The organism is Streptomyces sp. Ag109_O5-1 (assembly GCF_003814875.1).
Taxonomy (GTDB): domain Bacteria; phylum Actinomycetota; class Actinomycetes; order Streptomycetales; family Streptomycetaceae; genus Streptomyces; species Streptomyces sasae.
Genome location: NZ_RKQF01000001.1, coordinates 3,813,873 through 3,837,519, shown reverse-complemented (window position 1 = coordinate 3,837,519; position 23,647 = coordinate 3,813,873). Strand labels below are relative to the sequence as shown.

Genomic DNA, 23,647 nt, shown 5'->3' with positions numbered 1-23,647 from the left:
CCCGCTGCGACGTGCTGTCCTTCTGGCCGATAGAGGTTTCCCATGTCCCGATCCGAGCGCGACGCCCTGGACGCCATGCTCCGTTCCGCCCCCCGGAGCGAGACGCCCCCCACGGTGGCGGAACAACGCAGCGGATTCAGCGCGGCTCTCACCCGGCCCGCTGAAGCGGGCGTGGTCACCCGCCAGACCGTTCTGGGTGGACGGCCGGCCCTGGAGCTGGAGCCGGCCGAAGTCTCCGGCCGGGGCCGGCTGCTCTACCTGCACGGTGGCGGCTACGTCGTCGGCTCACCGGACACCCATGAAGGGCTGGTCGGTGAACTGGCCCGCCGCCTCGGTTTGCGCGCGGTGTCGGTGGATTACCGGCTGGCTCCCGAACATCCCTTCCCGGCGGCCGTCGACGACGGGCTCGCGGCGTATCGCGAGCTGCTGGACGCGGGCATCGACCCACGCAACCTCGTCGTGGCTGGTGACTCCGCCGGCGGCGGCCTGAGCATCGCCACGCTCCTCGCAGCCCGGGACGCCGGACTGCCGCAACCAGCGGCCGTGGTCGTCTTCTCCCCGTGGGTCGACCTCACCCTCGCCGGTGAAAGCATGCGTGCCAAGCAGGACGCCGACCCCCTCTTCATCGAGGCCGACCTGCGCGCCCTCGCCGATCACTACGTCGGTGCGGGCGACCGGGCGCATCCCCTGGCCAGCCCGTTGTTCGCCGACCTCACCGGGCTGCCGCCGTTGCTCGTGCAGGTAGGGGCGAACGAGGTGCTGCTCGACGACGCGGTCCGGCTGGCCGGCCGTGCGGGCGCCGACGACGTCGAGGTCACGCTCGAGGTCGGGCCTGGCCTCCCTCATGTCTTCCAGCTCCACTACGGCCGTCTCGACGAGGCGGATGCCGCACTGGACCGCGCCGCCAGCTTCCTCACCGCCCACCTGAGTGCCGACCGGCCCCAACCTGTCAACTGACGTCGGCGGCACCGGCCTTCACGTAATGTCACCGCGCCCCTGACTTTCCTGGGCCAAGGCTGAGAGCGGTCATCGGTCAGTTCTCACCCCTGTCCACAAACCAACCGTCCTGGTCCCCGGAGTGGGAGGACAGATCTGTGACGGGCCCGCCCCGGGGCCTCATCCAGCTTTACTGCCGGCGGGTGCGTCCTGGTTCCGGTCTCCACGCTGGTTGAGGGTCCGGGTCAGTTCACGATTGGCTTCCCGGGCTGCCTTCAGATCGGCCTTGCTCTCTTCCAGCGCCTCGGTCAATTCGACGTTACGCTGCTCGAGTCTCGTGATCGTTCGTTGCAGCTCCTCGATGTCGGTTGGAGCGCCAAGGCCGGACTCGCGCCAGGCCTGCTCGCCCAGTTCCTGAGACAAGCGCCTCTCCAACTGCCGAATTCGTGCGGACAGGCGGACGGTGCGGGCCTGCGCGTTCGCGAGATCTGCCTGCAGCGAGGCCCTACTCACCGCGGAGGCACCCGACGACGGGTCCTGCTCAGGCGGCTCGAGCTCGGCGGCGTGAACAAGGGCGAGCAGATCCCGGTGCCGGTACAGGAAGGTCCGGTCCACCCCGGCCTGGCTCTGTTCACGAGAACCGACAGCACTTGTACACGAGTTTGGACAGCACTCGACTCACTGCAGGAATCGAACAGTCCGCTGATGCCGGGCGCGACGAGCGCTGTCGGATCGGCGTTCTCAGCGCCTGCCAGAGGTGGTGTCGGTTGACGACTTGCCGGGGAGTCCGTCTGCACCTGGGGCGTGCTCGGTGGCGGCCCAGGTGGCGAGGAGTCGCAGGGTGTCGTGGTCGGGGGTGCCGGGGGCGGCGCTGTAGGCGGTCAGGGTCAGTCCCGGCTGGGCCGGTAGTTCCATGGCGTCGAAGTCGAGGGTGATCTCGCCGACGGCGGGGTGGTGGAAGGCTTTGCGGCCGGTGTGGTGCAGGCGCACGTTGTGCTTGGCCCAAGCGGTGCGGAACTCGTCGCTGCGGGTGACGAGCTCGCCGATCAGCCCGGTCAGCTCGGTGTCGTGCGGGGCCCGTCCGGCTTCGGTACGCAGCAGGGCGACGGTGGTGTTCACGGCTTCCTCCCAGCGGGGGAAGAAGTCGGGGCCGGTGGGGTCGAGGAACTGGAAGCGGGCGATGTTGACCGGTTCGCGTGCGCCGGTGGCGTAGAGCGGGCTGTACAGGGCGCGGCCGAGGGGGTTGGTGGCCAGGACGTCGAGGCGGCCGTTGCGGATGAAGGCCGGGCAGTCGTCCATGGAGCGCAGGACGCGCAGCACGCTGTCGGGCAGGGGGCCGCGGGGGCGCCGGGTGCGACGGGTGGGGCGGTGGGCGGCGGCGCGGGCCAGGTCGTGCAGGTGGGCGCGTTCGGCGTCGTCGAGCTGGAGGGCGTTCGCGAGCGCGTCGAGGACTTCTTCGGAGGCTCCGGCGAGGTGGCCGCGCTCCAGGCGGACGTAGTAGTCGATGCTGACGCCGGCGAGCAGGGCGACTTCCTCGCGGCGCAGGCCGGGCACGCGCCGGTTGCCGCCGTAGGCGGGCAGCCCGGCCTGCTGCGGGGTGATCTTGGCGCGGCGGGAGGCCAGGAACTCGCGGATGTCGCTCTCGGTACTCATGCCTTCCACGCTAAGCCGGGCGGGGCAAATGTGGGGGGCCTGTCGGTACCTGTAACAGCAGACCCTTCTCCACCTTCTTGACCTGGTGTTTCCTCGATATCACAGGCCGCCGGCGCGGTCGGGAGCCGTACGGGAGCAGGCTGCCGTGGTGCCCGGTCCGACACATTGTGGAACCAGCCTGGTCCACCCGTTCGATCTAGGAGACCTTTCTCATGCCGAAGCAGTCCGCCCCCCAGGCGCTTGCCGCGATCGCCCCGAAGCTGGTCGAGGTCACCGACGAGGTTCTCTTCGGTGACATCTGGGAGCGCCCCGGGCTGTCGCCGCGCGACCGCAGCCTGGTGACCGTGAGTGTCCTGGCGGCGCTCTACCGCAGTGAGCAGCTCGGCTACCACCTCGGTGTTGCCCTGGACAACGGGCTCAGTGCGGAGGAGCTGTCGGAGGCGATCACGCATCTGGCGTTCTACGCGGGCTGGCCCAACGCGATGACCGCGATCACGCAGCTGAAGAAGATCGCCGACGAGCGTTCCGCCTGACCTTCGGCGCGAGCGACGCAACACACCCGGTACGGCCAGCCGGCCGTACGAGACCGACGAGGAGAGAACACCATGACCGCAGGCGAATTCGACCAGATCTTCCCCCTCGGGGAGAAGAACGACGCCTACGCGCAGTACTTCACCGGCCAGAGCTACCTGGCCCCGCTGGCCACGGGGAGCGTTCCCGTCAGCAACGTCTCCTTCGAGCCGGGCTGCCGCAACAACTGGCACATCCACCACGGCACGGGCGGGGGCGGCGACCAGATCCTGCTGTGCACGGCGGGCAGCGGCTGGTACCAGGCCGAGGGCGAGGAGCCCGTCAGCATGGAGCCGGGCACCGTGGTCCGCGTCCCGGCGGGCACAAAGCACTGGCACGGTGCGAAGGCCGATTCGTGGTTCTCCCACCTCGCCTTCATCACCCCGGGCGAGAACGTCAGCAACGAATGGCTGGAGCCCGTCACCGACGAGACGTACGGGCAGCTGCCGCAGAACGGAGCGCACGCATGACCGCCCTGGACGAGATCTACACACTGTCCAACGGGGTCGAGATCCCCAAGCTGGGGCTCGGCACCTGGTTCATCGACGACGACAAGGCGGCCGAGGCGGTGCGTGCGGCCGTCGGGATCGGCTACCGCAACATCGACACCGCCAAGGCATACGGCAACGAGCACGGCGTCGGCGACGGCGTACGCTCCTGCGGGGAGCCTCGCGACGAGCTGTTCGTCTCGACCAAGCTCGCCGCCGAGATCAAGGACTACGACCAGGCGATCGCCGCGATCGACGGCTCCCTCACCACGCTGGGCCTGGACCACGTCGACCTCATGCTGATCCACAGCCCGCAGCCCTGGGACGACTTCCGCGGCGGCGACTACGCCCAGGGCAACCGCGAGGCATGGCGTGCCCTGGAGGACGCCCACCGGGCCGGCAAGATCCGCTCCATCGGCGTCTCCAACTTCCAGCAGCACGACCTGGAGAACATCCTGCAAGGCGCGAGCGTGGTCCCGCACGTGAACCAGCTGCTCGTGCACGCCGGCAACACCCCCTCCGACCTGCTGGCCTACTGCCAGAGCAAGCAGATCCTCATCGAGGCGTACTCGCCGATCGCCCACGGCGCGATCCTGAAGAACGCCGAGGTCCAGGCGATGGCACAGAAGTACGGCGCGTCCGTCCCTCAGCTGTGCATCCGCTACACCCTGCAACTGGGCACGGTGTCGCTGCCCAAGACGGCCAACCCCGAGCACATGCGCTCCAACGCCGAGGTCGACTTCGAGATCTCCGGCGCCGACATGGACGTCCTGCGGGACCTGCGCGGCGTGGACTACGGCGAACACAGTGCGTTCCCCGTCTACAGCGGCAAGTGACGCCGGACGGGCCACTGTGCGCACCCCCATAAATCCGGCCGAAGGACATGTGAGGGGCTTGCGCCCAGGCCGTGTGGTTCTCCGTGAATATCGAACACAACGCGCCGTCGATGCCCCCCAAACTCCTGTACAGGTGCTGTCGGTTCTCGTGAACAGAGCCACCGGCCTGACGGGCGATGCCCGAGACCGTGATGCGGCTTCCCTTCTGTGCGGCGGCGGTGATGGCCTTCACGACCCGCTGGCGGCGCCGATCGCCGTCCGCCTTGCGGCCGGCGCTCATCGCGGAGCTCACGTAGTCCTCCTCGGTCGGACGTCGGGCAGGGGCTGGCCGATGCGAGGCATCCCGAGCATCACGCTGCGCCCGCGGCGGATGACCGAGACCGCCTGCTGGATCTGCGCTTGCTCCTCCGCGGTGAGGTCGTCGAGGTCCGCTTTGACGCGGTTGATCAGACGGAAGCCACGCCATGAGCCAGTCCAGCACGATCCGCCTTGAGCGGACGACTCCGCGGACCGCGAGGATCACGTTCTCGAATCCTCCCGTGAACCTGGTGGTTCCCGAGTCGATCGTGACGTTGCACAAGATCGTCTCGGAGCTGGAGAACGACCCGGACATCCAGGTCGTCGTCTTCGCCAGCGAGCTCCCCGACTTCTTCATCAATCAATTCGACGCCGCCGCGGCCGCCGACCTTCCCACGCCCGAGCACGAGGACGACAACCCGTTGTGGACCGACATGGTCCTGCGGCTGAGCAAGGCTCCGTTCGTCAGCATCGCGGCCATCCGGGGCCGTACCCGGGGTGCCGGCAACGAGCTGGCCCTCGCCTGTGACCTGCGCTACGGCCAGCGGCCAGCTGGACGAGTGAAGGAGAGTGCGGGGCCCGATACGGGCGAGAGCGCAAGCAGGAGACGCGGTGGCGGATCATCGAGACGGCTGGGCGTCGGTTCAAGAGCGACGGGATCGACGGTTCGGGGATCGCCGCGCTGATGGCCTAATGCCGGTCGCTCTTGTGGGGGCTGGACACGATTCGCCCCGCCCCCGGCGGCTGTCAGAACATCGTGTTGTCGTTGGCGGCGGTCTCGGGCACGGCCTGTTCGGAGCTCCAGTGCTCGACGATCCTGGCATCGCGGACCCGGAAGAGGTCGATGACCGACCGGCCACGCTCGCCCGGCGTGTCGACGTAGTGGCTGTGCACGGCGACCAGGTCGCCTTCGGCGATGACGCGTTTCGGTGTGACACTCGACTGCGGGAACTTGTCGAAGTAGCTGCCCAGGTCGGCCTTGAGGCCGGCCGCGCCGTCGGAGATGTTCGGGCTGTGTTCGTGGTAGTCGGCGCCGACGTAGGCGTCGATGGCGGTCAGGTTCTTGCGGACCAGCAGCTGGTCGACGAACGCGGTGACCAGTTCCTTGTGGTAGGCGGTGAACCAGCGCTGCCCGACCGCGTCGGTCCGCGGCTCGCTGAGCGTGGCGAACATGTCGTTGCCGCTGGCCGTGGTGGCGGGCACTTCCTGAATGACGTCCCAGTGCTCGGCGATCTTGCCGTCCTGGAAGCGGAACAGGTCGAACACGGCCAGACCCTCGGTGCCCGGCACCATGACGTAGCGGGAGTGCAGCAGCACCAGATCACCTTCGGTGATGATCCGTCGTGGCTCGAAGGCGGCCTGCGGGAACTGCTGTCGGACGCCTCCGCTGAAGTACTTGAGGGCGTCGGCTCCGTCGGGCGCCAGGGGGTTGTGCTGGATGTAAAAATCGGGCCGCACGACCCGATCGACGATGGCCGTGTCACCGCGGACGAACACGTCCTCCAGTAGTTGCTTGGCAAGTTGCGCCTTGCTGTCTCGGACGGTCAGCACGATCTTGCCGGTGGTGCGGCCGGTCTCGCCGAGCGTGTGCGCCTTCGCGGCCTCGGCGAGCGGGAAGGTGGCCTCGATGTGGGCGCGCAGTGCGCCGGTCTCGACGAGGGCGGCGATGGCCTGCATGCCGGCGTGGTCGGCCTCGACCAGCAGCGACTCGTAGCGGATCCCCCGCTCGGCGATCGCCGCCAGTTCGCCGGCGTCGACGGGTACCGGAAGGATCGAGACGAGGGTGCCGCCCGGGCGCAGCACGGCCACGGATCGGGCGCGGGCGGCGGAGTCACGGGAGATCGGGTCGAAGACCACGTCGATGTCGCTGAGCACCTCGGTGAAGTCGACGCTGTGGTAGTCGATGACCTCGTCGGCACCGAGGGATCGCAGGAAGTCGTGTTTGGCGGCGCTGGCGGTGCCGATCACGTACGCGCCGCGGTCCTTGGCGATCTGCACGGCGAGGTGACCGACGCCGCCGGCCGCCGCGTGGATCAGGACTCGCTGCCCGGCCCGGACCCCGGCGGTGTCGACCAGTGCCTGGTAGGCGGTCAGCGCGGCCAGCGGCAGCGCACCGGCCTGGACGTGGTCGATGCCGGCGGGCTTGTGCGTGAAGACGCGGGCCGGCCCGGTCACGTACTCGGCGTGCGAGCCGACTCCGCCCGGGTAGGGCAGCATGCCGAAGACCTCGTCGCCGGGCTTGAACAGCGTGACGCCCACGCCGACGGCCTCGACGACGCCGGAGACGTCCCAGCCGAGCACCAGCGGCATCCGGGCGATGGTCGCGGACTGGCCACGGTTCCCCCAGTCGGTCGGGTTGACCCCGGCCGCGTGGACGGCGACCAGGATCTCGCTCACCCCTGGCGCCGGTTTGGGCAGCAGGGTCTCCTGCAGCACGTCGGGGGTGCCGTAGGTGTTCTGGCTGATGGCTCGCATGGTTTCGGTGTCCGTCATGGGCCCAGCCTTGCCGCCGTCACAGGCAGCTACAATCGCGCGATCGCCAATTTTCGACGGGATCCTGCCATGATCAAGGTGCACCGCGTCGTTGTCCTCGCCTCACACGGGGTGTACCCGTTCGACCTGGGCATTCCCCACCGCGTCTTCGGCGCCGCGGACGGCCGCTACGAGGTCGTGACCTGCACCATCGACGGTCACCCGGTGCGCACCAACGCGGACTACTCCATCACCGTCGAGCACGGCCCGGAGGCGTTGCGCACCGCCGACACCGTCATCATCCCACCGTTCCACACCGGCAACCCCCGCCGTCAAACGCCGGTCGACCTGGCGCAAGTCCTCGCGTACGTGGCCCCCGGCACCCGGATCGTGTCCACCTGCACCGGCGCCTTCGTGCTGGCCGCGGCGGGGCTGCTCGACGGGCACCGGGCCACCACGCACTGGCACGCCACGGGCCTCTTCCGGGAGTGGTACCCGCAGGTGGAACTCGACCCGAACGTCCTGTTCGTCGACGAAGGCGACGTGCTGACCTCGGCCGGTGCCGCTGCCGGCATCGATGTCTGCCTGCACCTTGTCCGCAAGGACCACGGCAGCGAGATCGCCAACCGTGTGGCCCGCACCTGCGTCGTCCCCCCGTGGCGCGACGGAGGCCAGGCGCAGTACATCGAACACCCGGTTCCCGATGCAACGGCGAACGACACGTCCGCCGCCCGGCAGTGGGCGCTGCAGAACCTGCACAAGCCGCTGACTCTGAGCGACCTTGCCGAGCAGTCGAACATGAGCCAGCGCACCTTCGCCCGCCGCTTCAAGGAAGAAGTCGGCTTGAGCCCCGGACGCTGGCTCATCCAGCAACGCGTCGACCGGGCCCGGCAGTTGCTGGAATCCACCGACCTGCCGGTCGACGAGATCGCCGGCCAGGTCGGCTTCGCCGGCGGCACCTCGCTGCGCGAACACCTGCACGCCGCTATCGGCGTCACACCACTGGCCTACCGGCGGACCTTCCGAGGCGCACCGGCAACGAGCCGTGCCGCCGCGGCGGATGCTCGGCGGGACGGGCAAGCATGTCGCCCTGGACCGTAAAATTATGTACGTCATACCATCGGCTATGCTGGGGACCGGTATCGGTCGCGGGTATGACAGCAAACGCACCCGTGAGTTGCTCGACGAGATCGGCTTCGACGCCCACCTTCGCCGAATTCGAAGTCGACCTCCTGCGCATGCGCACCCGCGAAGGCACGGGCTAGTGTCTGTCAGCGCAGTGCCGTCCGAGAGTGCCTCTTTCTGGTTCACCTGCCGCGCCGTACTGGATTTCGGGTCGCCCAGAACCGCTGCCCGGGCGGTCACCTGGGCATTGCGACGGCGCGGCCACCACGCCCGCCGGAGCTACGCCGAGCCCGTCAAGTTCTGGTCAGGTGACGACCGGGCTTGGGTGATAAGGCGCCTCGGACACCAGGGGACGACTATGACTGGTTCAGGGCGCGGGTGAGCTCTCGGTTCGCGGCCCGCGCGGCTGTCAGTTCCTGCTTGCGCTCCTCCAACTCACCACGGGTGTCTTCGAGTTCCTGTTCCAGCAGTGTGATGCGCCGCTGAAGGTTGTCGATGTCAGTGGGTGCCCCAAGCCCGGACGCGGCCCAGACACGCTCGCCAAGCTCGGTCGATAGGCGCTTCTCCAGTTGCCGCAGACGTGCGGCCAGGCGGCTGTTGCGTTCCAGGGCGTTGGCCAGGTCGGTCTGAAGCGAGGCACGGCTGACTGCTGCCACCGCCCCGTCCCCCGCCGGGGCCGTGGCAGCGGCGTGGACGCGTTCGAGCAGGTCACGGTGGCGGTAGAGGAAGGTACGGTCAACCCGGGCGGCGCGGGCGAGACCGGAGACGGTGATGTCTCCACCGGTCCGCACTGCCGTGTCGAGGGCCTTGAGGACCCTTTCGCGGCGGCGGGCGGAGTCCGCAGTTCTGCCTTCAGTCAATCGGCTGGTCACACGGAAGGCCTTTCGGGACGCGGGTTGAGCACGGGCGCAGCGACGCGGGGCATGCCGAGGGTGACGACCTGGCGGCTGAGGCGGACCACTGCGACGGCTTGCTGGATCTGCGTCCGGTCCTCGTCGGTGAGGTCGTCAAGGTCGGTGCGGACGCGCCGGATAAGCCGCCGTACACGAGTGATTTCCTCGTCGGACGGCATCGCCTCTTCCCTGGCCCAGGTGTCGGCGCTGAACGCGGCGAGCCGTTCCCGACTGCGCAGCAGATCGGCGAGGTAGGCCTCCAGATCGGGAAGGTAGGACACGTCGGTGCGGAAGTGCCCGCAGCCCACACAGCGGAAGCGGACGGGGCAGTCGTGACCGCCGGCCGCGACGTTCGACGGCTCGGTGCACACCCCGTACGGCCGCGACCTCCCCGACCGCGCGGCGGGCGTGCTCGGAATCCAGCAGGGCTTTCGCCCTCCGCCAGATCCGGTTACCGTGCCGGTCGAACTGCATCGCGGTGACCCTGTCGATGGCCTCCCGACGGCGCTGCTCGCCGACCCGGTAATAGCGTTGAGTGGTGGTCAACTGCCGGTGGTCCATGAGCTGGCGGAGCACGTCGACCGGTACGCCGACGTCCGCGTGACGCTGGGCGTAAGTGTGCCGGTAGGCGTAGGGGAAGATCTTCTCCTTGTCGAAGCAGAGCTGTTTGGCCACGGGCTTCCCCTCCTCCTGCACGGTCATCGTCAGCGCCACGTTGGGCAGCGCTGCGACCCAGTCACGATGCTGGGTGAGCACATCGGAGATCGCCTTGGTCCCCTCGGGGTTGGACACAACGGAGGGCAGCAGCACAAGCCGGCCGAGCGCTGTGGCGGGGAAGCGGGCGCGGACCCGTGCCTGCTGCGCGATGATCAGCCCCGCGGTGGCTTCAGGGATGGGCAGGCGACGGCGCAGGCGCAATTCCTTTTGGTTGTCGTAGAGCAGGACGGGCTTGCCATCGGCGTCCCGGGGCAGACAGTCGTAGGGCAGGTGGCAGATCTCGAAGGGGCGCCGACCGGTGTCGATGAGCAGCTCGACGGCGACGCGTACCTCGCGGCTTGACTTCTCCTCCAGGACGTCGAGGTGGGCGCAGAGCTGACGCATCACCTCGTCGGGCAGGTCCTTGCCGGCTTCGGAGTCCTCGGGCTCGTCGGGGATGTCCTGGGTGAGCAGCATGAAGTCAGCGGGCAGGCCGTGCAGGGGCTGCCCGGACCGGGTCAGGCCCATGCTCCGCATCAGGCTGAGCCACTTCCTCACCGCGCGGGCGACAAAGATCCACGTGTAGGTGCTGATCTCCCCCTGCTCGGCAAGGAAGGCCAGACGGTTGCTGAAGTTGACGATGTCCTGGCGTTCCAGGAGCGCGGGGTGGGCGCCGTGGTCGTCGCGTTGCAGGTGCAGGCTGTCGGAGAGTTTGACGAAAGCGTTGATGTGGGTCTGCATCTGTCCGCGAGCCTGAACCCCGCGGCGCCGAGGCAACTCGTCGCACACGGCGGCTTTGACGGCTTCTCGCAGCCAGGGCTGGCGTACCCCAGTGAAATTGAGGTTTCCGGACCGGCCGAATGCCGCCGCATCCCATACATCCTTGTGCCGCTCGCTCTCGGGCGTCATGCCGAGCCGGCGTGACGCAGTGGTGAGCGCATTGAGAAGCGCCTGACGGCGTCGGCACAGCGATGCTGGGTCGAGCTCGTCCAGGGTCGGTACCTGCCGGGTACGGGCAAGTTCGCACACCGGACGCAGATGCCACGGCGGCGTCTTGGTACCGCCCCGGATGCGTTCCTGCAGGCCGTAGATCACCTCGGCGACCACCAGCGGTGCCAGACCGCGCAGATTGACGTCGACGAACTTGTTCACCGCCCGCATCGCGCGCCGGAACACCTCGTCACCGGGGAATGTCCCTTCCCTGATCATGCGGGTGCGGCGCTGTGTGTGCTGCAGGCAGTAGGCAGAGACCTTCCCTGACCGCTGCCGGTCACAGGCCGCAACCTCGCACGTCCCAAACGATGGCAGGGGGCGCACGGCCGGGTGACGCAAGAATTCTGGAAGGTCGAGATCCATCTTGACCCGCTGGTATTGGTGGGCACTGCACAGCTGCTGCGTCCGCGTCACCCATGGCCGTGAGCAGCCGACAACGGTACAGTCCTCCACCCCGTTGCGTCGACGGATGGGCCGGGGCGCTGCGACGAAGACCTCAAAGTCCTCATCTGCGCTTTTCCACCGTTTCTCGCAGTTGCGGCACAGCCCGCTCGTGGAGTACGCGACGCAACCGCACTCCACCACCCGGCACAGTGGCATCCCGAGGAGCGGATGTCCGATGGGGAAGGTCAGGACGCTGCGATCGAGCAGGTCCAAGAACTCGGGATCGACGGCAGCCAGGAGCTCTTCCGCCCGGTCCGCAGACACGCGTGCAGATGCCGCATGGATGCTCACGATTCGGCCTCCGCGCTCATCATGCGCGGGGAGGGCACCCGCTCGATCGCCTCGCGCAGCCGTCCCGCCGCGGGGTGCAGATAGGGCCGAGGCGAGCCAGGATGGCTCTGCCCCAGCAACGCCTGCACCTCGTCCAGAACCCCGCCGGCGTCGGCGACGTTACTGGCAAAGGCATGGCGCAGCATGCGCGCAACGACCCTGCGCCCCAGGCCAGCCCGGCGTACGAGCGCGGCAATCAGCTCGCCGATCGCATCCGTCGTCACCGGCGACCCCAGCGGCGCGCGGAAGAGATTCACCAGCAGGAAGTCGCTGCCCCCGGCGCCGACCATGCGGTGACGCTCAGCGGCGTACTGGTCCATCGCCTGGACGACCAGGAAGTCGACCGGCAGCACCCACTTCTTCCGCGACTTCGACCAAGCACCGTTCTCATTCGCCCGCCGGATGATGTGCAGATGCGGACCTTCCACGTCGCACCCCAGGGCCCGGGAATCCATCAGGAGGTGACAGTCGCTGCGGCGTAGCCCCGCCACCTGACCGGGACGCAGCCCGACACGCGCCAGCAACAGCACGATGAGGCGGTCGCGTGCGTTATGGCACGCCCGAAACAGCGCCACCGCTTCTTCATCACTAGCGCGGTCCACGTCCGACTCCGGCTCCTGCAGCCGGTGGCGCGCCTTCAAACGCGAAACCATCCCAGGCGCCTCACCAAGCGCCTCGGTGGGCAAGTCCCGGCTGCTGACCACCTCGTAGAGCTGGCCGAGCACCCAACGCTCCACCTCACCCGTGGTGACAGCATGCGACAGCAATCCCCGCACGCCCGTGAGAACACCGTTGATGCGGCGCTCGCCACGCACCGGCGCGCTGCCCGGACCTGCCGACACCGGTTCCTGCGGATCCCCTGGGGCGTACTTGAGCCAGACCATGAACAGGCCCACCTCGCTCGCGGCTTCGCGCCAGTCCCGCCCCGTCCGCTCACACCAGTGCAGATACAGAACGACGGCACCCGCATACGACTTCGTCGTCAGCTCGGCACGATGCTGGCCGAACCGAACGTGCCTCAGCCACTGATCAGCAGCGGGAAACACCTCCAACTCCGCATCCAGCACCGTCCAGTACCGGGCCCCCGACGGCAAACACACCGGAAAACTCCGCACAGCTCACGTCCTCAACTCCATAGCCACCTGCAACGGCACACCACAGAGCCACACCCCCGGAGATTCACCGTCCAGCGCCTAACGAGGCACCTTCCAGCAACGTCACACCACACCCACGGAACCCCAAGAGAAGGTCGAAGAAGCGCAGGTAGCGGGACTCGTCGCCGAAGACCAGCCGACGGGTGTTGGAGTGCAGTCCGTCGGCGCCGACGACCAGGGCGAAGCGGCGGGGCGCGCCCTTCTCGAAGGTGACGTCGACACCGTCGGCGTCCTCGCCGAGCGTGGCGATCGAGTCGCCGAAGACGTACTCGACCTCGTCCTTGGTGCGCTCGTACATGATCCGCGCGAGTTCGCCGCGGAAGATCTCCACATCGCCGCTCATCAGCTCGGCGGGCAGGTCCACGCGGGGGTTTCCGTCGGCGTCGACGACCGTCTGTCGGCCCATGTGGGTCTGGCGGCGGTGGATCTCGTCCCAGATGCCCATGGAGGTCAGCACGGTGCGGTGGACATGGCCGCGGAAGTCGACGGCGAAGCCGCCGCCGCGCAGGTCCGGGGCCTTCTCGACGACGGTGACCCGGGCGCCGAGCCGGGCGAGGTCGAGGGCGAGGGCGGGCCCGGCGACACTGGCGCCGGAGATCAGGACGCTGAGGTGGGACAGGTTCTTCTGCTGCGGTGTCTGCGGTGTCTGCCGCGTCTGCTTCGTCATACGAGGAGCTTCGGCGGGGGCGCTGACCGTCCCCCTACCGTTCGCTGACCGCCGCTGACCCTTGCCGCAGGCCCTGCTGAAAGGCCTCTTCGTAGGCCTCGGGCGACAGCTTCGCCCGGACTTCCTCCTCGACGCGTACGACGTCCGGGTCGCCTCCGCTGCGGACGCCCCGCAAGCCCGTCCCCGCGCCCAGCAGCACCGCGGCCCGCTCGGCCGAGTCGGCCACGGACGCCAGCGCCTCCGCCGCGTCGGCGAGTTCCAGGTCGCCCGGTCCCTCGACGGCCAGTTCGGCGGCCTGCCGGAACCAGTCGCGGGCCTCCTCGGTGTGCCTCTCGGCGGCGGCCGTCCGCCCGAGCCCGATCAGGATGCGGACCGTCTCTCCGACGCTGAACCAGTTGGCGGCGCACTCCTGGAGGGCGTTCTCGTAGTGCACGCGCGCGCGTGCCGGGTCCCCGGCCAGCCGGGCCGCGTCACCGAGACCGCGCCGGGCGGCCGCCACCTTGTCGGGGAGGCCGGCGCCACGGGCGAGCGTCAGCGCCTGCTCGAAATGGCCACCGGCGGCGGCCGTGTCGCCCCGGTGCAGCAGCACGGTGCCGCGGCTGCGCAGCAGGTCGGCGGTCTCCTCGGGGGCGGCCAGCTCTCGTACGTGCGCCAGCCCCTCGTCGAGCAGCTCCAGGGCGCGCCCGGAGTCGCCGCGGGTGTGGGCGAGCAGGCCGAGCGGGTCGAGGCAGTTGGCCATGCCCCAGCGGTCACCGGTGGCCCGGTAGCCCGCCAGCGCCCGGGAGAAGTACTCCTCGGACTCCCCGGGGCGACCGGAGAACTGCGCTTGGAAGCCCAGCCCCACGCCCAGCAGGGCGTGTGCCCAGGGGGACGCGCCGGCCAGGGCGAGGGCCTTCTCGTCGGCGGCGGGCCGCGGACCGGCCGCCACCGCCCACAGCACGAGGATGTACGGCAGCCGCAGCGGTCCCCGGTACGCCTCCAGAACGGTGTCCACGCGCGCGATGAGCTCCGGTTCCTCGCCGGCACCGGAGAGCGCGTTGATCGCGCACAGGACGTACTCCTCCTCCAGACCGGGCGGGGGCGTGTCTCCGACGGCGGCCAGCAGTTCCCGTGCCGTCCTCATCCGTTCGCCGTGCACTCCGCGCAGCCGCCAGAACCAGGAGAGGGGTCCCATGAGGCGCAGGGCCCGGTCCGTGTCGTGGCGCACCAGGTGGCGCAGTGCCGCGTCCAGATTGCCCTGCTCGGCGGCGAGCCGGGCCAGCCAGGGGAGCTGGCCGCCGCCGCGCAGCCGCGGCTCGGCCTCCTCGGCCAGCCGCAGGAAGTAGTCGGCGTGGGCGTCCGCGAGATCCTCCTCCCGCTCCTCGGCGGCGAAGGCCCGGATCGTCTCCAGCATCCGGTAGCGCCCCTCGGACACCTCCAGGAACGACTTCTCCACCAGCGAGGCCAGCACGTCCTCCGGATACGGCAGCCCGCACACCGCCTCGACCGCCGCCGACGTCGCACCCCCGGAGAACACCGTCAGGCGCCGCGCCAGCTCGCGCTCCTCCTCGTCCAGCAGGCCCCAGCTCCACTCCACGACCGCGCGCAGGGTGCGGTGCCGGGGCGCCTTTGAACGGTCGCCGCGGGAGAGCAGCCGGAACCGGTCGTCCAGGCGGTCGGCGAGTTCGTCCGGGGTGAGGGTGCGCAGCCGGGCCGCCGCCAGCTCGATGGCCAGGGGCAGCCCGTCGAGGGCGGTGCAGATGCCGGCCACGCGCGCGTGGCCGTCGAAACCGGGGCGTACGGCACGGGCCCGGTCCAGGAACAGCCGCACCGCGGGTTCCGGTGGCAGCGGGGGCACCGGGACCAGGATCTCGCCGGTGATGGCCAGGGACTCCCGGCTGGTGGCCAGGATCCGCACACCCGGGCAGGCGGAGAGGAGCAGGGCGGCGACCCTGGCGGCCTCCTCGACCAGGTGCTCGCAGTTGTCGAGGACGAGCAGCAGCTCACGGTCCTCCAGGGCGGCCAGCAGCCGGTCCGTGGTGTCGGCGGCGGGGCTGCGGAAGCCCTCGCGGACATCCAGGGCGGCCAGGACGGCGTACGGGATCCGGGAGCCGTCGGTGAGGGGCGCGAGTTCGACGAAGGCGGCACCGGGACGGTGCTGGGCCGCCTCGATCGCCAGCCGCGTCTTGCCCGCCCCGCCGGGGCCGGTGAGGGTGACCAGCCGGGAGTCGGCGAGGAGGGCGGAGATCCGGGTGAGTTCGGGTTCGCGGCCGACGAACCGGGTGAGCTGGACCGGCAGCCGGGGCCGCACGGGCTGTGCGCCCCGCAGCAGCTCCAGGTGCAGCGCGGACAGCTCGGGCGAGGGATCGGCGCCAGCTCGTCCGCGAGGGCGCGGCGGGCCTCCTCGTACACGGTCAGCGCCTCGGCGGGCCGCCCGCCCGCGTGCAGGGCCCGCATCAGCTGCCCGTACAGCCGCTCGCCCAGCGGGTGGGCGGACAGCAGCGCCCGTAGCTCCGGTACGAGCTCGGAGCCGCCGCCGAGCGACAGATCCGCCTCGATGCGGTCCTGTACGACGGCCGGCCGCAGCTCTTCCAGCCGCGTGGCCTCGGCGTCCGCGTCCGGGAGGTCGGGCAGCGCGGGACCGCGCCACAGGGCGAGCGCCTCCCGCAGCAGGGAGGCCGCCTGCGCAGGGTCACCGGCGGCGAGAGCGGTGCGTCCGGCCGCGGACAGCTTTTCGAACTGGTGTACGTCAACGGTGTCGGGGGCGACGGCGAGGCGATAGCCGGTGGGTGTGGCCTCGATCTCCGCGTGCGGGGCCAGTCGCCTGCGCAGCCGGGAGATCTGGGACTGGAGTGCGTTGGCGGCCCCGGCGGCGGCTCGGCCCCGTACACGCCGTCCACGAGGCGCCGCGTGGAGACCGCGCGGCCCGCGTCGAGGAGCAGCAGGGTCAGGAGGGCGCGGGGGCGGGGGCCGCCGGGGTCGACGGGGGTGCTGTCGTTGGTGCGTACGTCCAGAGGGCCCAGGATGCCGAAGCGCATCCGTACAGCCTGTCAGGGCCCGGCCGCATGGGGCCCGGAATTTCCGGCACGGCAAAAAGCCGGCCCACCCTGAGGTGGACCGGCTCTGTGCAGCGAACCAGCGGTGGCCGCGCGCTCAGCGACAGTGCGTCAGCGCGAGACCTTGCCGGCCTTGATGCACGAGGTGCAGGCATTGACGCGCTTCGGCGTCCCGCCGACCACGGTACGCACACGCTGGATGTTCGGGTTCCAGCGACGGGACGTACGGCGGTGCGAGTGCGAGATGTTGTTGCCGAAGCCCGGCCCCTTGCCGCAGACGTCGCAGTTGGCAGCCACGGGTCACTCCAAAGACTTCAGATGCACTTACGGTTGAATCCCGGCGCGCCGGGATCGAGATCGTATGGATCTGGTGATCTTGATTGGCGTTGCCAGGGGAATGGCCCGATCAGATCGGGCAACCGGAGCAGCATACAACGGCTGCGACGGTTAGACGAAACTAGCATGGCAGCTCAGGGGCCCGCCCCCGGCCCACTTCCGGTGGACACCCCTGTGAGGTCTACGCTGCGTCCACGTCCAGCCAGCTCAAGGAGGCGCAGGTGGCGCAGGTGCCGCAGACATTCTTCGATGCTCTCGCGGTACGCACCTGGTGCGGTCTCGCGCTCGGGGCGCTCGGACGGGCGCGCGAGGAGATCGACGCGATCAACGTCTACCCGGTGGCCGACGGCGACACGGGCACCAACCTGTATCTGACGGTGGAGTCGGCCACGGGGGCCGTGGAGGCCGTCTTCGCGGGCTACGAGCTGGGCGAGGAGGTACCCACACTGGCCGACGCCGTCGGCGCGATGGCCCACGGGGCCCTCATAGGCGCGCGCGGCAACTCCGGCACGATCCTGGCGCAGCTGCTGCGCGGCATGGCCCATGTCCTCACCGAGGGTGAGGCGACTCACATGGACGGCGAGGGGCTGCGGCTCGCGCTGCGGTACGCGGCGGATTCCGCGCGCCGGGCCGTGGCCCACCCCGTCGAGGGCACGGTGCTGTCCGTCGCGTCGGCGGCGGCCGACGCAGCTGACGCGGCCGGGAGCGACTGCGGGACGGTCGCGCGGGCCGCCTACGAGGGGGCCTGCAAGGCGCTCGCGGCGACCCCGGGCCAGCTGGCCGCCCTGGAGCGGGCCGGAGTGGTCGACGCCGGCGGGCGGGGTCTGGTCGTGGTGCTCGGGGCGCTGGTGGAGGCGTTCACCGGGGAGACCCCGGCGGCTTTCGACGCGCACGCGCACGCGTCCGGGACGGGCCCGGTCGTCCACGGGCGCGTGGACGCCGTTTCCGACGCTCGCGCCGGGGCCTCCGCCGGGCCCGCCTTCGAGGTCATCTACCTCCTGGAGGCCGAGGACAGCGCCGTGGACCGGCTGCAGGCCCGGCTGGACGCCCTCGGGGACTCCCTGGTCGTGGTCGGCGGCGACGGACTGTGGAACGTCCATGTGCACGTCGACGACGCCGGCGCCGCCGTGGAGGCAGGCGTCGAGGCCGGGCGGCCGTACCGGATCAGGATCACGCACTTCGGCGCGGGGGACGTGCACAGCGGCGGGGAACGCCCGCCGCGCGAGCGGGTGCAGCGGGCCGTGGTGGCCGTCGTACCGGGGGAGGGGCTGGCCGGGCTGTACGGCGAGGCCGGCGCGACCACGGTGCTCGCCCGCCCCGGGGAGCCGCCCGCCAGCGGGGAGCTGGTGGACGCCGTACGGCGCGCCCACGCGCGCGAGGTGGTGCTGCTGCCCAACGACGCCGACCTGCGGCACACGGCGGCCGCGGCGGCCGAGCAGGCCCGCGCGGAGGGCATCCGGGTCGCCCTCATCCCGACCCGCTCGGCGGTCCAGGGCATCGCCGCGCTCGCGGTGCACCAGCCGGACCGCCGCTTCGACGAGGACGTCGTCCAGATGACCTCGGCGGCGGGCGCCACCCGCTACGCCGAGGTCGTGATCGCGGAACGGCAGTCCTGGACCATGGCCGGCATCTGCCAGGCCGGGGACGTCCTGGGCCTGATCGACGGCGACGTGGCGGTGATCGGCTCGGACGTCACCGCCACCGCCGAGACCGTCCTGGACCGCATGCTCCAGGCCGGCGGCGAGCTGGTCACCCTCGTCCTCGGCGACGAGGCACCCGAAGGCGTCGCCGACCGCCTGGAGGTACGCGTGCGCGAGGCGTACCTCGCCGTCGACACCGTGGTCCACCGGGGCGGACGGCAGGGGGCTCCGCTCCTCATAGGCGTCGAGTAGATCTCGTCCAGGCGCAGGACGAGCCCCCTCTTCTCATTCCTCCGTAGGTTCCAGCAGCTGCCGGGCCTCCGTCCGCCGGGACCGGACCGTCTCGTCGGCCGGGTCGGCGCCCTCGTAGGCGTCCAGCACCGCACGCGCGCGTGCCGCCGCGTCCGCCGGACGGCTCAGGTCCGCCTCCAGCCAGCCGGCGGCCAGTTCGGCGCCGGTACGGCTGTGCAGCCCCTCCTCGCCCAGCGTGGCGAACACCGAGATCGCCGCCGCCATCTCCGCGAGAGCCGCCTCGAACGCCTCCCGGATCGCCGCGTCCTCGGCCTCCTCGGGCACTGAACGGGCCAGCAGATCACCGAACTGCCGGCGCGTGTGCCCGAGTTCACCGGCGAGCCGCTCCGCCCCGGCCGGGTCGTCGACGACCTCCAGCGCCGACTCGCACTCGCGGACCGCGTCCGCCATCAGCTTCCGCGCGCCCTCCAGCCCCTCCTCCGTGCGCAGCGCCAGCCAGGCGCGGGCGCGCAGCGAACGCACCAGGAAGTGCACATTGCCCATCGCCCGCCACAACTGGCCCGCGCGCGTGTACGCCCGGTCCGCCTCCACGGGCAGGCCCGCGTTGCTCAGCGACTCGGCCGCGAGGTGGGCCAGGGTGGCGTGGTCGTGCTGCTCGGGCCAGTGCCGGGCGATCTCGGCCGCCTGCAGCCGCCGTTCGGCCGCCGCATGATGCTCGCCGAGCTCGCTCAGACAGTCCCCGAGCCACCACTGGGTCTGGACGACCGCGCCGTCCCCGTGCGTCTCGGCACTCAGGTCGGACAGGGCCGACTCCAGCACCTCGGCGGCCTCCGCGAACCGCCCCTGCCGCAGCAGGAAGCCGCCCAGCTGATGCCGCGCCCAGGCGCCCAGGGTGGAGCTCTCCCCGGCCTCGTCGGCCCAGTGCGCCGCCTCCAGGGCATGCTCGGCGGCCTCCTCGGCAGCGCCCCGGCCGCCGAGGACCTCGGCGAGCTGGAGATGCAGCTGGGCCCGCCCGACCGGCTCCACATACGGCCCGCCGTGCTCCAGAGCCGCGCGCAGCGCCCGTTCCGCCTCGGCCATGTCACCCTGCGCATGGGCGAGCGCGGCCACCCGCACCTCGTACTCCACCGCGAACCACGGCAGCTCGGCGCCCACGAACTGTGCCGTCGCCTGCCGGAAGAGCTCGCCCGCCCGCTCCCCGTCCCCGGCCAGCTCGGCCAGTTCGGCGAGCATCGCCCGCCCCTCGGCCGCCCGGGACACCAGCCGGACATCGGACCCACCGCGCCCGCCGACGAGCGCCAGCAGCTCCCGTACGGCCTGCTCGGCGTCGGCGGCGCCCGCCGACCGCTCGTGCACCCGCCGCATCAGGATCCGCGCCCGGCTCATCAGCACGGCCGCCGTCTGCCGCACCCCGGTGGCGTCCTCGGCGTACAGCGCGAGGATCCGGTCGTACGGCTCGTCGACCGAGGCCAGCGCCTCGTCCAGCTCCCCGGACAGCGCCCGTACGTACGCCGCACGCGCGCGTGCCGCGATCGCCTCGCCCTCGTCGCCCGACTCCGCGTACAGCTCCGCCGCCCGCTCGAACAGCTCGACGCCCTCGGGGCCGCGCCCCATCGCCGTGTGGTCGGCGATCTCCGCACGGACGTACGTGTCCACCTCGGCGTCCTCGGCGGCCCGTGCGACCGCCGCCCACGCCTCCAGGGCATGCGGCTGCAGCGTGTCCGACAGCCGCCGGGCCTCGGCGAGCAGCGCGGGCAGCTCCGGCTGCGCGGACTGCTCCGGCACCGGCACCTGTGCCACCTGCGCCACCTGCGCCACCGGTGCCGCGGGCGCCGTCCGCGCCGCCCGCACGCCCAGCGGCAGCCGGTCCACCAGCGGCCGCTGGGCCATCCGCTCGCGCACCTGGTCACCGACATAGGAGGTGCCGTTGCGGGCGTCGAACCGCGCCGCCAGCTCCTCGGTCTCCACGCGCGCGTGGACGGCGAGCTCCTCGGCCGTCCATACCCGCCCGGCGGGTCCCGGCACCCGCTGCTCCCCGAAACCCAGCTCGGTCAGCCGCTCCATCAGCAGTGTCACCACCGCCATGAAGTCCAGTCGGCTGCGCGGCTGCCCGGTGTCCGTGAAGTAGGCGGGACGCTCCGCCAGCAGCTCCAGACCACGCGCCTCGTTGCCGGTCAGCGCGCAGAACTCCACATGGTCGGCGTAGGCGCCCCGCATGCTCTCCATGGGGCGGACCAGCCGGAAACCACGCAGGTGATGGGCGCGCGCCTCGTCGACCCGGCCCAGCCGCAGCAGCGGGGCCAGCGAGGAGGCGAGGACCGTGTGCGGCTCGTGGGCACAGCTGTACTCGCCCTCCAGGACCGGCCGCCACAGCTCCAGGGCCTCGGCGTCCCGCCCGTTCCTCAGCTGCCAGCCGCCCTGCCCGTGCAGCTCGCACGCGTGGCAGTCGGCCATCCGGTCCCGGTCCGCCGCCAGCCAGGCCGCATACGCCTGCTCCGCGCGCGGGAAGTCACCGATGTGCCCGGCGACACTGAACTCGGCACTGCGCACCGCCCGTTCCGAGTGCCCTGCGAGCCGGTAGCGGTGCTCCATCTCGCCCAGCCACTTCTCGATCGAGGCGAGCGGGATGTGCGGCTGGTCCAGCATGCCGGCCGACATCCACTTGAAGACCCAGTGCAGCGAATGCGTCTCGTACTCGTCGAAGTCCTCGGGCCGCTCGTCCCACATGCGCAGCAGCCGCGCGAACGGGACGAACATCCGGTCCTTCTCGGAGCTGTAGTTGTAGACCTTCAGCTGGTGCCCGAGCGCCTCGATCACGGCGAGCGGGATGTTCAGCTTCTCGGCCGCCACCAGCAGCTGCTCAGCGCGCGCGTTGCGGGCCGGGCCCTCCGGCTCCTCGGAGTTCTCCGCCATCGCCCGGCGCAGCGAGTCGAAGTCGGTGATCCCGTCGATTCCGGTCATCAGCGATCACCCTCCCCAAGAGTGGCCCATTCCAGGAGGCCGATGAACGAGCGGTTGATCAACGCCGAGTCGGCCGGCCGCAGCGGACGCTGCGCCATCAGCAGCGCCTGCCCGTAGAGCGATTCGGTCGCGGTGCCGATCAGCTCCGGGTCCTTGAGCGAACTGATCCGCCGGATCAGCGGATTGAGGTGGTTGAGCACCAGCCGCGCGCGGGGCGCGCTGCCGCGCAGCGAGCCCAGGATGCCCGCCCACAGGTCGTCGGCCTGCTCCTCGGCCTCCGCACGGGCCTGTTCATGACGGGCGGCGCGGTCGTCCAGGTGGAGGGCGGGGACCGAGAGGGGGTGGAAGGCGCGCAGCACTATGTCACATTGCAGTGGGTCGAGCTTGGCCCGCGCCACCGCCAGGAACCCCGCCAGCGCCAGCTCCTCCGCAGGGTCCACCGAGTCCAGATGCGCGGTCACGGTGTCCGCGTCCAGCTCCGCGACCACCGTCCCGGGCCGCACCGACGGCAGCGCCTCGACCAGCTCACTGTCGTACGTGTAACCGCCGTTGATCACCCCGACGCCCTGCGCGGAGGCGATCGGCGCCACCTGCCGGTACTCCTCGACCGACCGGGTGAAGTGCACCACCGGGTGCCGCTGCGCGAACTCCTCCAGCGAGAGCTGCCCGTCGGTGGTCTCGAAGGGCAGCCACGGCAGCATCGTCCGCAGCATCTCCGCGTCGTGCCGCGCCAGCGACTTCACGCCCAGGTGGTGCACCGAAAGGAAGGCGGAGAGCCGTTCCGGATCACCGGCCGCGAGCCCGGTCAGCCAGGACCGAATCCTTTCGCCGAGCGCCTCCCGTACGGCGGCCAGCGTCTCGTCCTCGTACAGCGACTCGCGCGAGGCCGTCGGCCGCAGACTGTCCGTGTCCAGCACACAGCGCACGAAGAACGCCCAGTCCGGCAGCAGCTGTTCGGCCCGCTCGGTCAGCAACATGCCCTTGAGGTGCACGCGATGCGAGGCCCGCTGGGCAGGACTCACCGCCGACGGCAGCACATACGCCACCCCCCGGATCCCGGCCAGCGGCACGTCCAGCGCGATCGAGTCCAACGGCGTGAACCCGAACAGCTCGTGACAGTGCCGGGCCAGCGCCACCCGCCGGGTGCTGGGGGAGGGGTACGAGCGGTCCCAGGGCGCCGGCAGATCGGTGACAGCCTCGTCGCCCACCCGGACGTCGTACGGCAGCAGCGAACCGAAGTCCCGGGCCAGCGCCAGCACCCGCCGCTCGTCCAGCCACTCCGCCGCGCCCGCGCGTGCCACCAGATACACGGTGGTACCGGGCTCGGGACGGGCGTCGGGCGGCAACGTCCGCACGGTGTACGACCCGTCGTCGCGCGCCGTCCACTCCACGGGCGGTGCGTCCGGCGTCCGGGCGCTGCGGCTGACCACCCGGATCCGCTCGGCGACCACGAAACAGGCCAGCAGCCCGATGCCGAACTGGCCCAGGAAGTCGGAGCGGGCCTCCTGCAGCCCGTCCCCGCGTTTGGAACTCCGCCCGATGGTCGCGAGCAGACTGTGCACGTCCGACTCGGTGAGCCCGACGCCGCTGTCCTCCACCCGGAGCGAACTGCCGTCCGCGTACAGCCGCACCCGCGCCGGGGCGTCGGGCTGCTCGGCCTGTCTCGCGGTGATCGCGTCCACGGCGTTCTGCAGCAGCTCGCGCAGATAGACCTTGGGACTGGAGTACAGGTGATGGGAGAGCAGGTCCACCAGACCACGCAGGTCGACCTGGAACGTATGCGGTGGCTGTGATGCCTGTGATGACTGTGAGGTCTGGGAGTCCATCGTCGCTACGCCGGAGGGGGGAAGACGTGGTCGGCGCGGGGTC

Annotated in this window: 15 protein-coding genes and 4 pseudogenes; 7 read left to right on the top strand and 12 right to left on the bottom strand. The window is 70.8% G+C overall.

Annotated elements, in window-relative coordinates; translation table 11 throughout:
• Positions 1–42 precede the first annotated feature (42 nt).
• Entirely contained in the window at positions 43–957 is a 915-nt protein-coding gene (locus EDD90_RS17325) for an alpha/beta hydrolase (protein ID WP_030928346.1), read from the top strand.
• A 159-nt stretch (positions 958–1,116) separates the two neighbouring features.
• Here the strand turns inward: EDD90_RS17325 and EDD90_RS57365 are convergent, their stop codons facing one another.
• Together EDD90_RS57365 and EDD90_RS17315 are read right to left on the bottom strand one after the other, a co-directional pair.
• Complete coding sequence (locus tag EDD90_RS57365) at positions 1,117–1,551, bottom strand: hypothetical protein (RefSeq protein WP_260327904.1); 435 nt, start codon at positions 1,549–1,551, stop codon at positions 1,117–1,119.
• Positions 1,552–1,677: 126 nt separating this feature from the next.
• Positions 1,678–2,589, bottom strand: coding sequence for a helix-turn-helix transcriptional regulator (locus tag EDD90_RS17315; protein WP_123973885.1), 912 nt, complete (start codon positions 2,587–2,589; stop codon positions 1,678–1,680).
• Positions 2,590–2,801: 212 nt separating this feature from the next.
• On the opposite strand from EDD90_RS17315, the gene EDD90_RS17310 reads away from it, so the two are divergent.
• The 4 genes from EDD90_RS17310 to EDD90_RS17295 all read left to right on the top strand — a co-directional run bounded on the left by EDD90_RS17310 (position 2,802) and on the right by EDD90_RS17295 (position 5,466).
• On the top strand, positions 2,802–3,122 hold the full coding sequence (locus EDD90_RS17310; RefSeq protein WP_123973884.1) for a carboxymuconolactone decarboxylase family protein: 321 nt from the start codon (positions 2,802–2,804) through the stop codon (positions 3,120–3,122).
• 72 nt (positions 3,123–3,194) lie between these two features.
• Complete coding sequence (locus EDD90_RS17305; RefSeq protein ID WP_123973883.1) at positions 3,195–3,629, top strand: cupin domain-containing protein; 435 nt, start codon at positions 3,195–3,197, stop codon at positions 3,627–3,629.
• Positions 3,626–4,483, top strand: a complete 858-nt coding sequence (locus EDD90_RS17300) for an aldo/keto reductase (protein ID WP_123973882.1) — start codon at positions 3,626–3,628, stop codon at positions 4,481–4,483. Before EDD90_RS17305 ends, EDD90_RS17300 begins: the two co-directional genes overlap by 4 nt.
• A gap of 464 nt (positions 4,484–4,947) precedes the next feature.
• Complete coding sequence (locus EDD90_RS17295) at positions 4,948–5,466, top strand: enoyl-CoA hydratase/isomerase family protein (RefSeq protein WP_123973881.1); 519 nt, start codon at positions 4,948–4,950, stop codon at positions 5,464–5,466.
• A 61-nt stretch (positions 5,467–5,527) separates the two neighbouring features.
• Here the strand turns inward: EDD90_RS17295 and EDD90_RS57355 are convergent.
• Both EDD90_RS57355 and EDD90_RS56380 read right to left on the bottom strand, forming a co-directional pair.
• Positions 5,528–6,289 (bottom strand): annotated as a pseudogene (locus EDD90_RS57355) (nuclear transport factor 2 family protein); the annotation flags it as partial.
• A 30-nt stretch (positions 6,290–6,319) separates the two neighbouring features.
• Positions 6,320–7,255, bottom strand: a pseudogene (locus EDD90_RS56380) (NADP-dependent oxidoreductase); the annotation flags it as partial.
• 87 nt (positions 7,256–7,342) lie between these two features.
• On the opposite strand from EDD90_RS56380, the gene EDD90_RS17280 reads away from it, so the two are divergent.
• Positions 7,343–8,353 (top strand): GlxA family transcriptional regulator, encoded by a 1,011-nt coding sequence (locus tag EDD90_RS17280; protein ID WP_123973879.1) that lies wholly within the window; start codon positions 7,343–7,345, stop codon positions 8,351–8,353.
• A gap of 380 nt (positions 8,354–8,733) precedes the next feature.
• Here the strand turns inward: EDD90_RS17280 and EDD90_RS17275 are convergent, their stop codons facing one another.
• The 6 genes and pseudogenes from EDD90_RS17275 to rpmB form a co-directional block, all read right to left on the bottom strand.
• Positions 8,734–9,237, bottom strand: coding sequence for a DUF6262 family protein (locus tag EDD90_RS17275; protein ID WP_123973878.1), 504 nt, complete (start codon positions 9,235–9,237; stop codon positions 8,734–8,736).
• Positions 9,238–9,384: 147 nt separating this feature from the next.
• Complete coding sequence (locus EDD90_RS56375) at positions 9,385–11,694, bottom strand: site-specific integrase (protein ID WP_221305110.1); 2,310 nt, start codon at positions 11,692–11,694, stop codon at positions 9,385–9,387.
• On the bottom strand, positions 11,691–12,800 hold the full coding sequence (locus EDD90_RS17265) for a tyrosine-type recombinase/integrase (protein WP_260327903.1): 1,110 nt from the start codon (positions 12,798–12,800) through the stop codon (positions 11,691–11,693). Before EDD90_RS17265 ends, EDD90_RS56375 begins: the two co-directional genes overlap by 4 nt.
• Before the next feature lie 181 nt (positions 12,801–12,981).
• Positions 12,982–13,554: pseudogene (locus EDD90_RS17260) on the bottom strand (FAD-dependent monooxygenase); the annotation flags it as partial.
• A 34-nt stretch (positions 13,555–13,588) separates the two neighbouring features.
• Positions 13,589–16,571, bottom strand: a pseudogene (locus EDD90_RS17255) (BTAD domain-containing putative transcriptional regulator).
• Positions 16,572–16,700: 129 nt separating this feature from the next.
• A complete protein-coding gene (gene rpmB, locus EDD90_RS17250; protein ID WP_003993230.1) occupies positions 16,701–16,886 on the bottom strand; it encodes a 50S ribosomal protein L28 in 186 nt (61 codons plus the stop codon).
• A gap of 260 nt (positions 16,887–17,146) precedes the next feature.
• Here rpmB and EDD90_RS17245 point away from each other — a divergent pair, with 260 nt between their 5' ends.
• Positions 17,147–18,817: a DAK2 domain-containing protein gene (locus EDD90_RS17245; RefSeq protein ID WP_123973876.1), complete on the top strand. Its 1,671-nt coding sequence runs from the start codon at positions 17,147–17,149 to the stop codon at positions 18,815–18,817.
• Between the two features lie 33 nt (positions 18,818–18,850).
• Here the strand turns inward: EDD90_RS17245 and EDD90_RS17240 are convergent, their stop codons facing one another.
• Entirely contained in the window at positions 18,851–21,778 is a 2,928-nt protein-coding gene (locus EDD90_RS17240) for a tetratricopeptide repeat protein (RefSeq protein WP_148098570.1), read from the bottom strand.
• Positions 21,778–23,604, bottom strand: a complete 1,827-nt coding sequence (locus EDD90_RS17235; protein WP_123973875.1) for an HSP90 family protein — start codon at positions 23,602–23,604, stop codon at positions 21,778–21,780. Before EDD90_RS17235 ends, EDD90_RS17240 begins: the two co-directional genes overlap by 1 nt.
• Positions 23,605–23,647: the final 43 nt, after the last annotated feature.

Coding starts and splice junctions, on each gene's coding strand:
- EDD90_RS17325 (WP_030928346.1), top strand. CDS start 43: ATGTCCCGATCCGAGCGCGACGCCCTGGACGCCATGCTCCGTTCCGCC.
- EDD90_RS17315 (WP_123973885.1), bottom strand. CDS start 2,589: ATGAGTACCGAGAGCGACATCCGCGAGTTCCTGGCCTCCCGCCGCGCC.
- EDD90_RS17310 (WP_123973884.1), top strand. CDS start 2,802: ATGCCGAAGCAGTCCGCCCCCCAGGCGCTTGCCGCGATCGCCCCGAAG.
- EDD90_RS17305 (WP_123973883.1), top strand. CDS start 3,195: ATGACCGCAGGCGAATTCGACCAGATCTTCCCCCTCGGGGAGAAGAAC.
- EDD90_RS17300 (WP_123973882.1), top strand. CDS start 3,626: ATGACCGCCCTGGACGAGATCTACACACTGTCCAACGGGGTCGAGATC.
- EDD90_RS17295 (WP_123973881.1), top strand. CDS start 4,948: ATGAGCCAGTCCAGCACGATCCGCCTTGAGCGGACGACTCCGCGGACC.
- EDD90_RS17280 (WP_123973879.1), top strand. CDS start 7,343: ATGATCAAGGTGCACCGCGTCGTTGTCCTCGCCTCACACGGGGTGTAC.
- EDD90_RS17240 (WP_148098570.1), bottom strand. CDS start 21,778: ATGACCGGAATCGACGGGATCACCGACTTCGACTCGCTGCGCCGGGCG.
- EDD90_RS17235 (WP_123973875.1), bottom strand. CDS start 23,604: ATGGACTCCCAGACCTCACAGTCATCACAGGCATCACAGCCACCGCAT.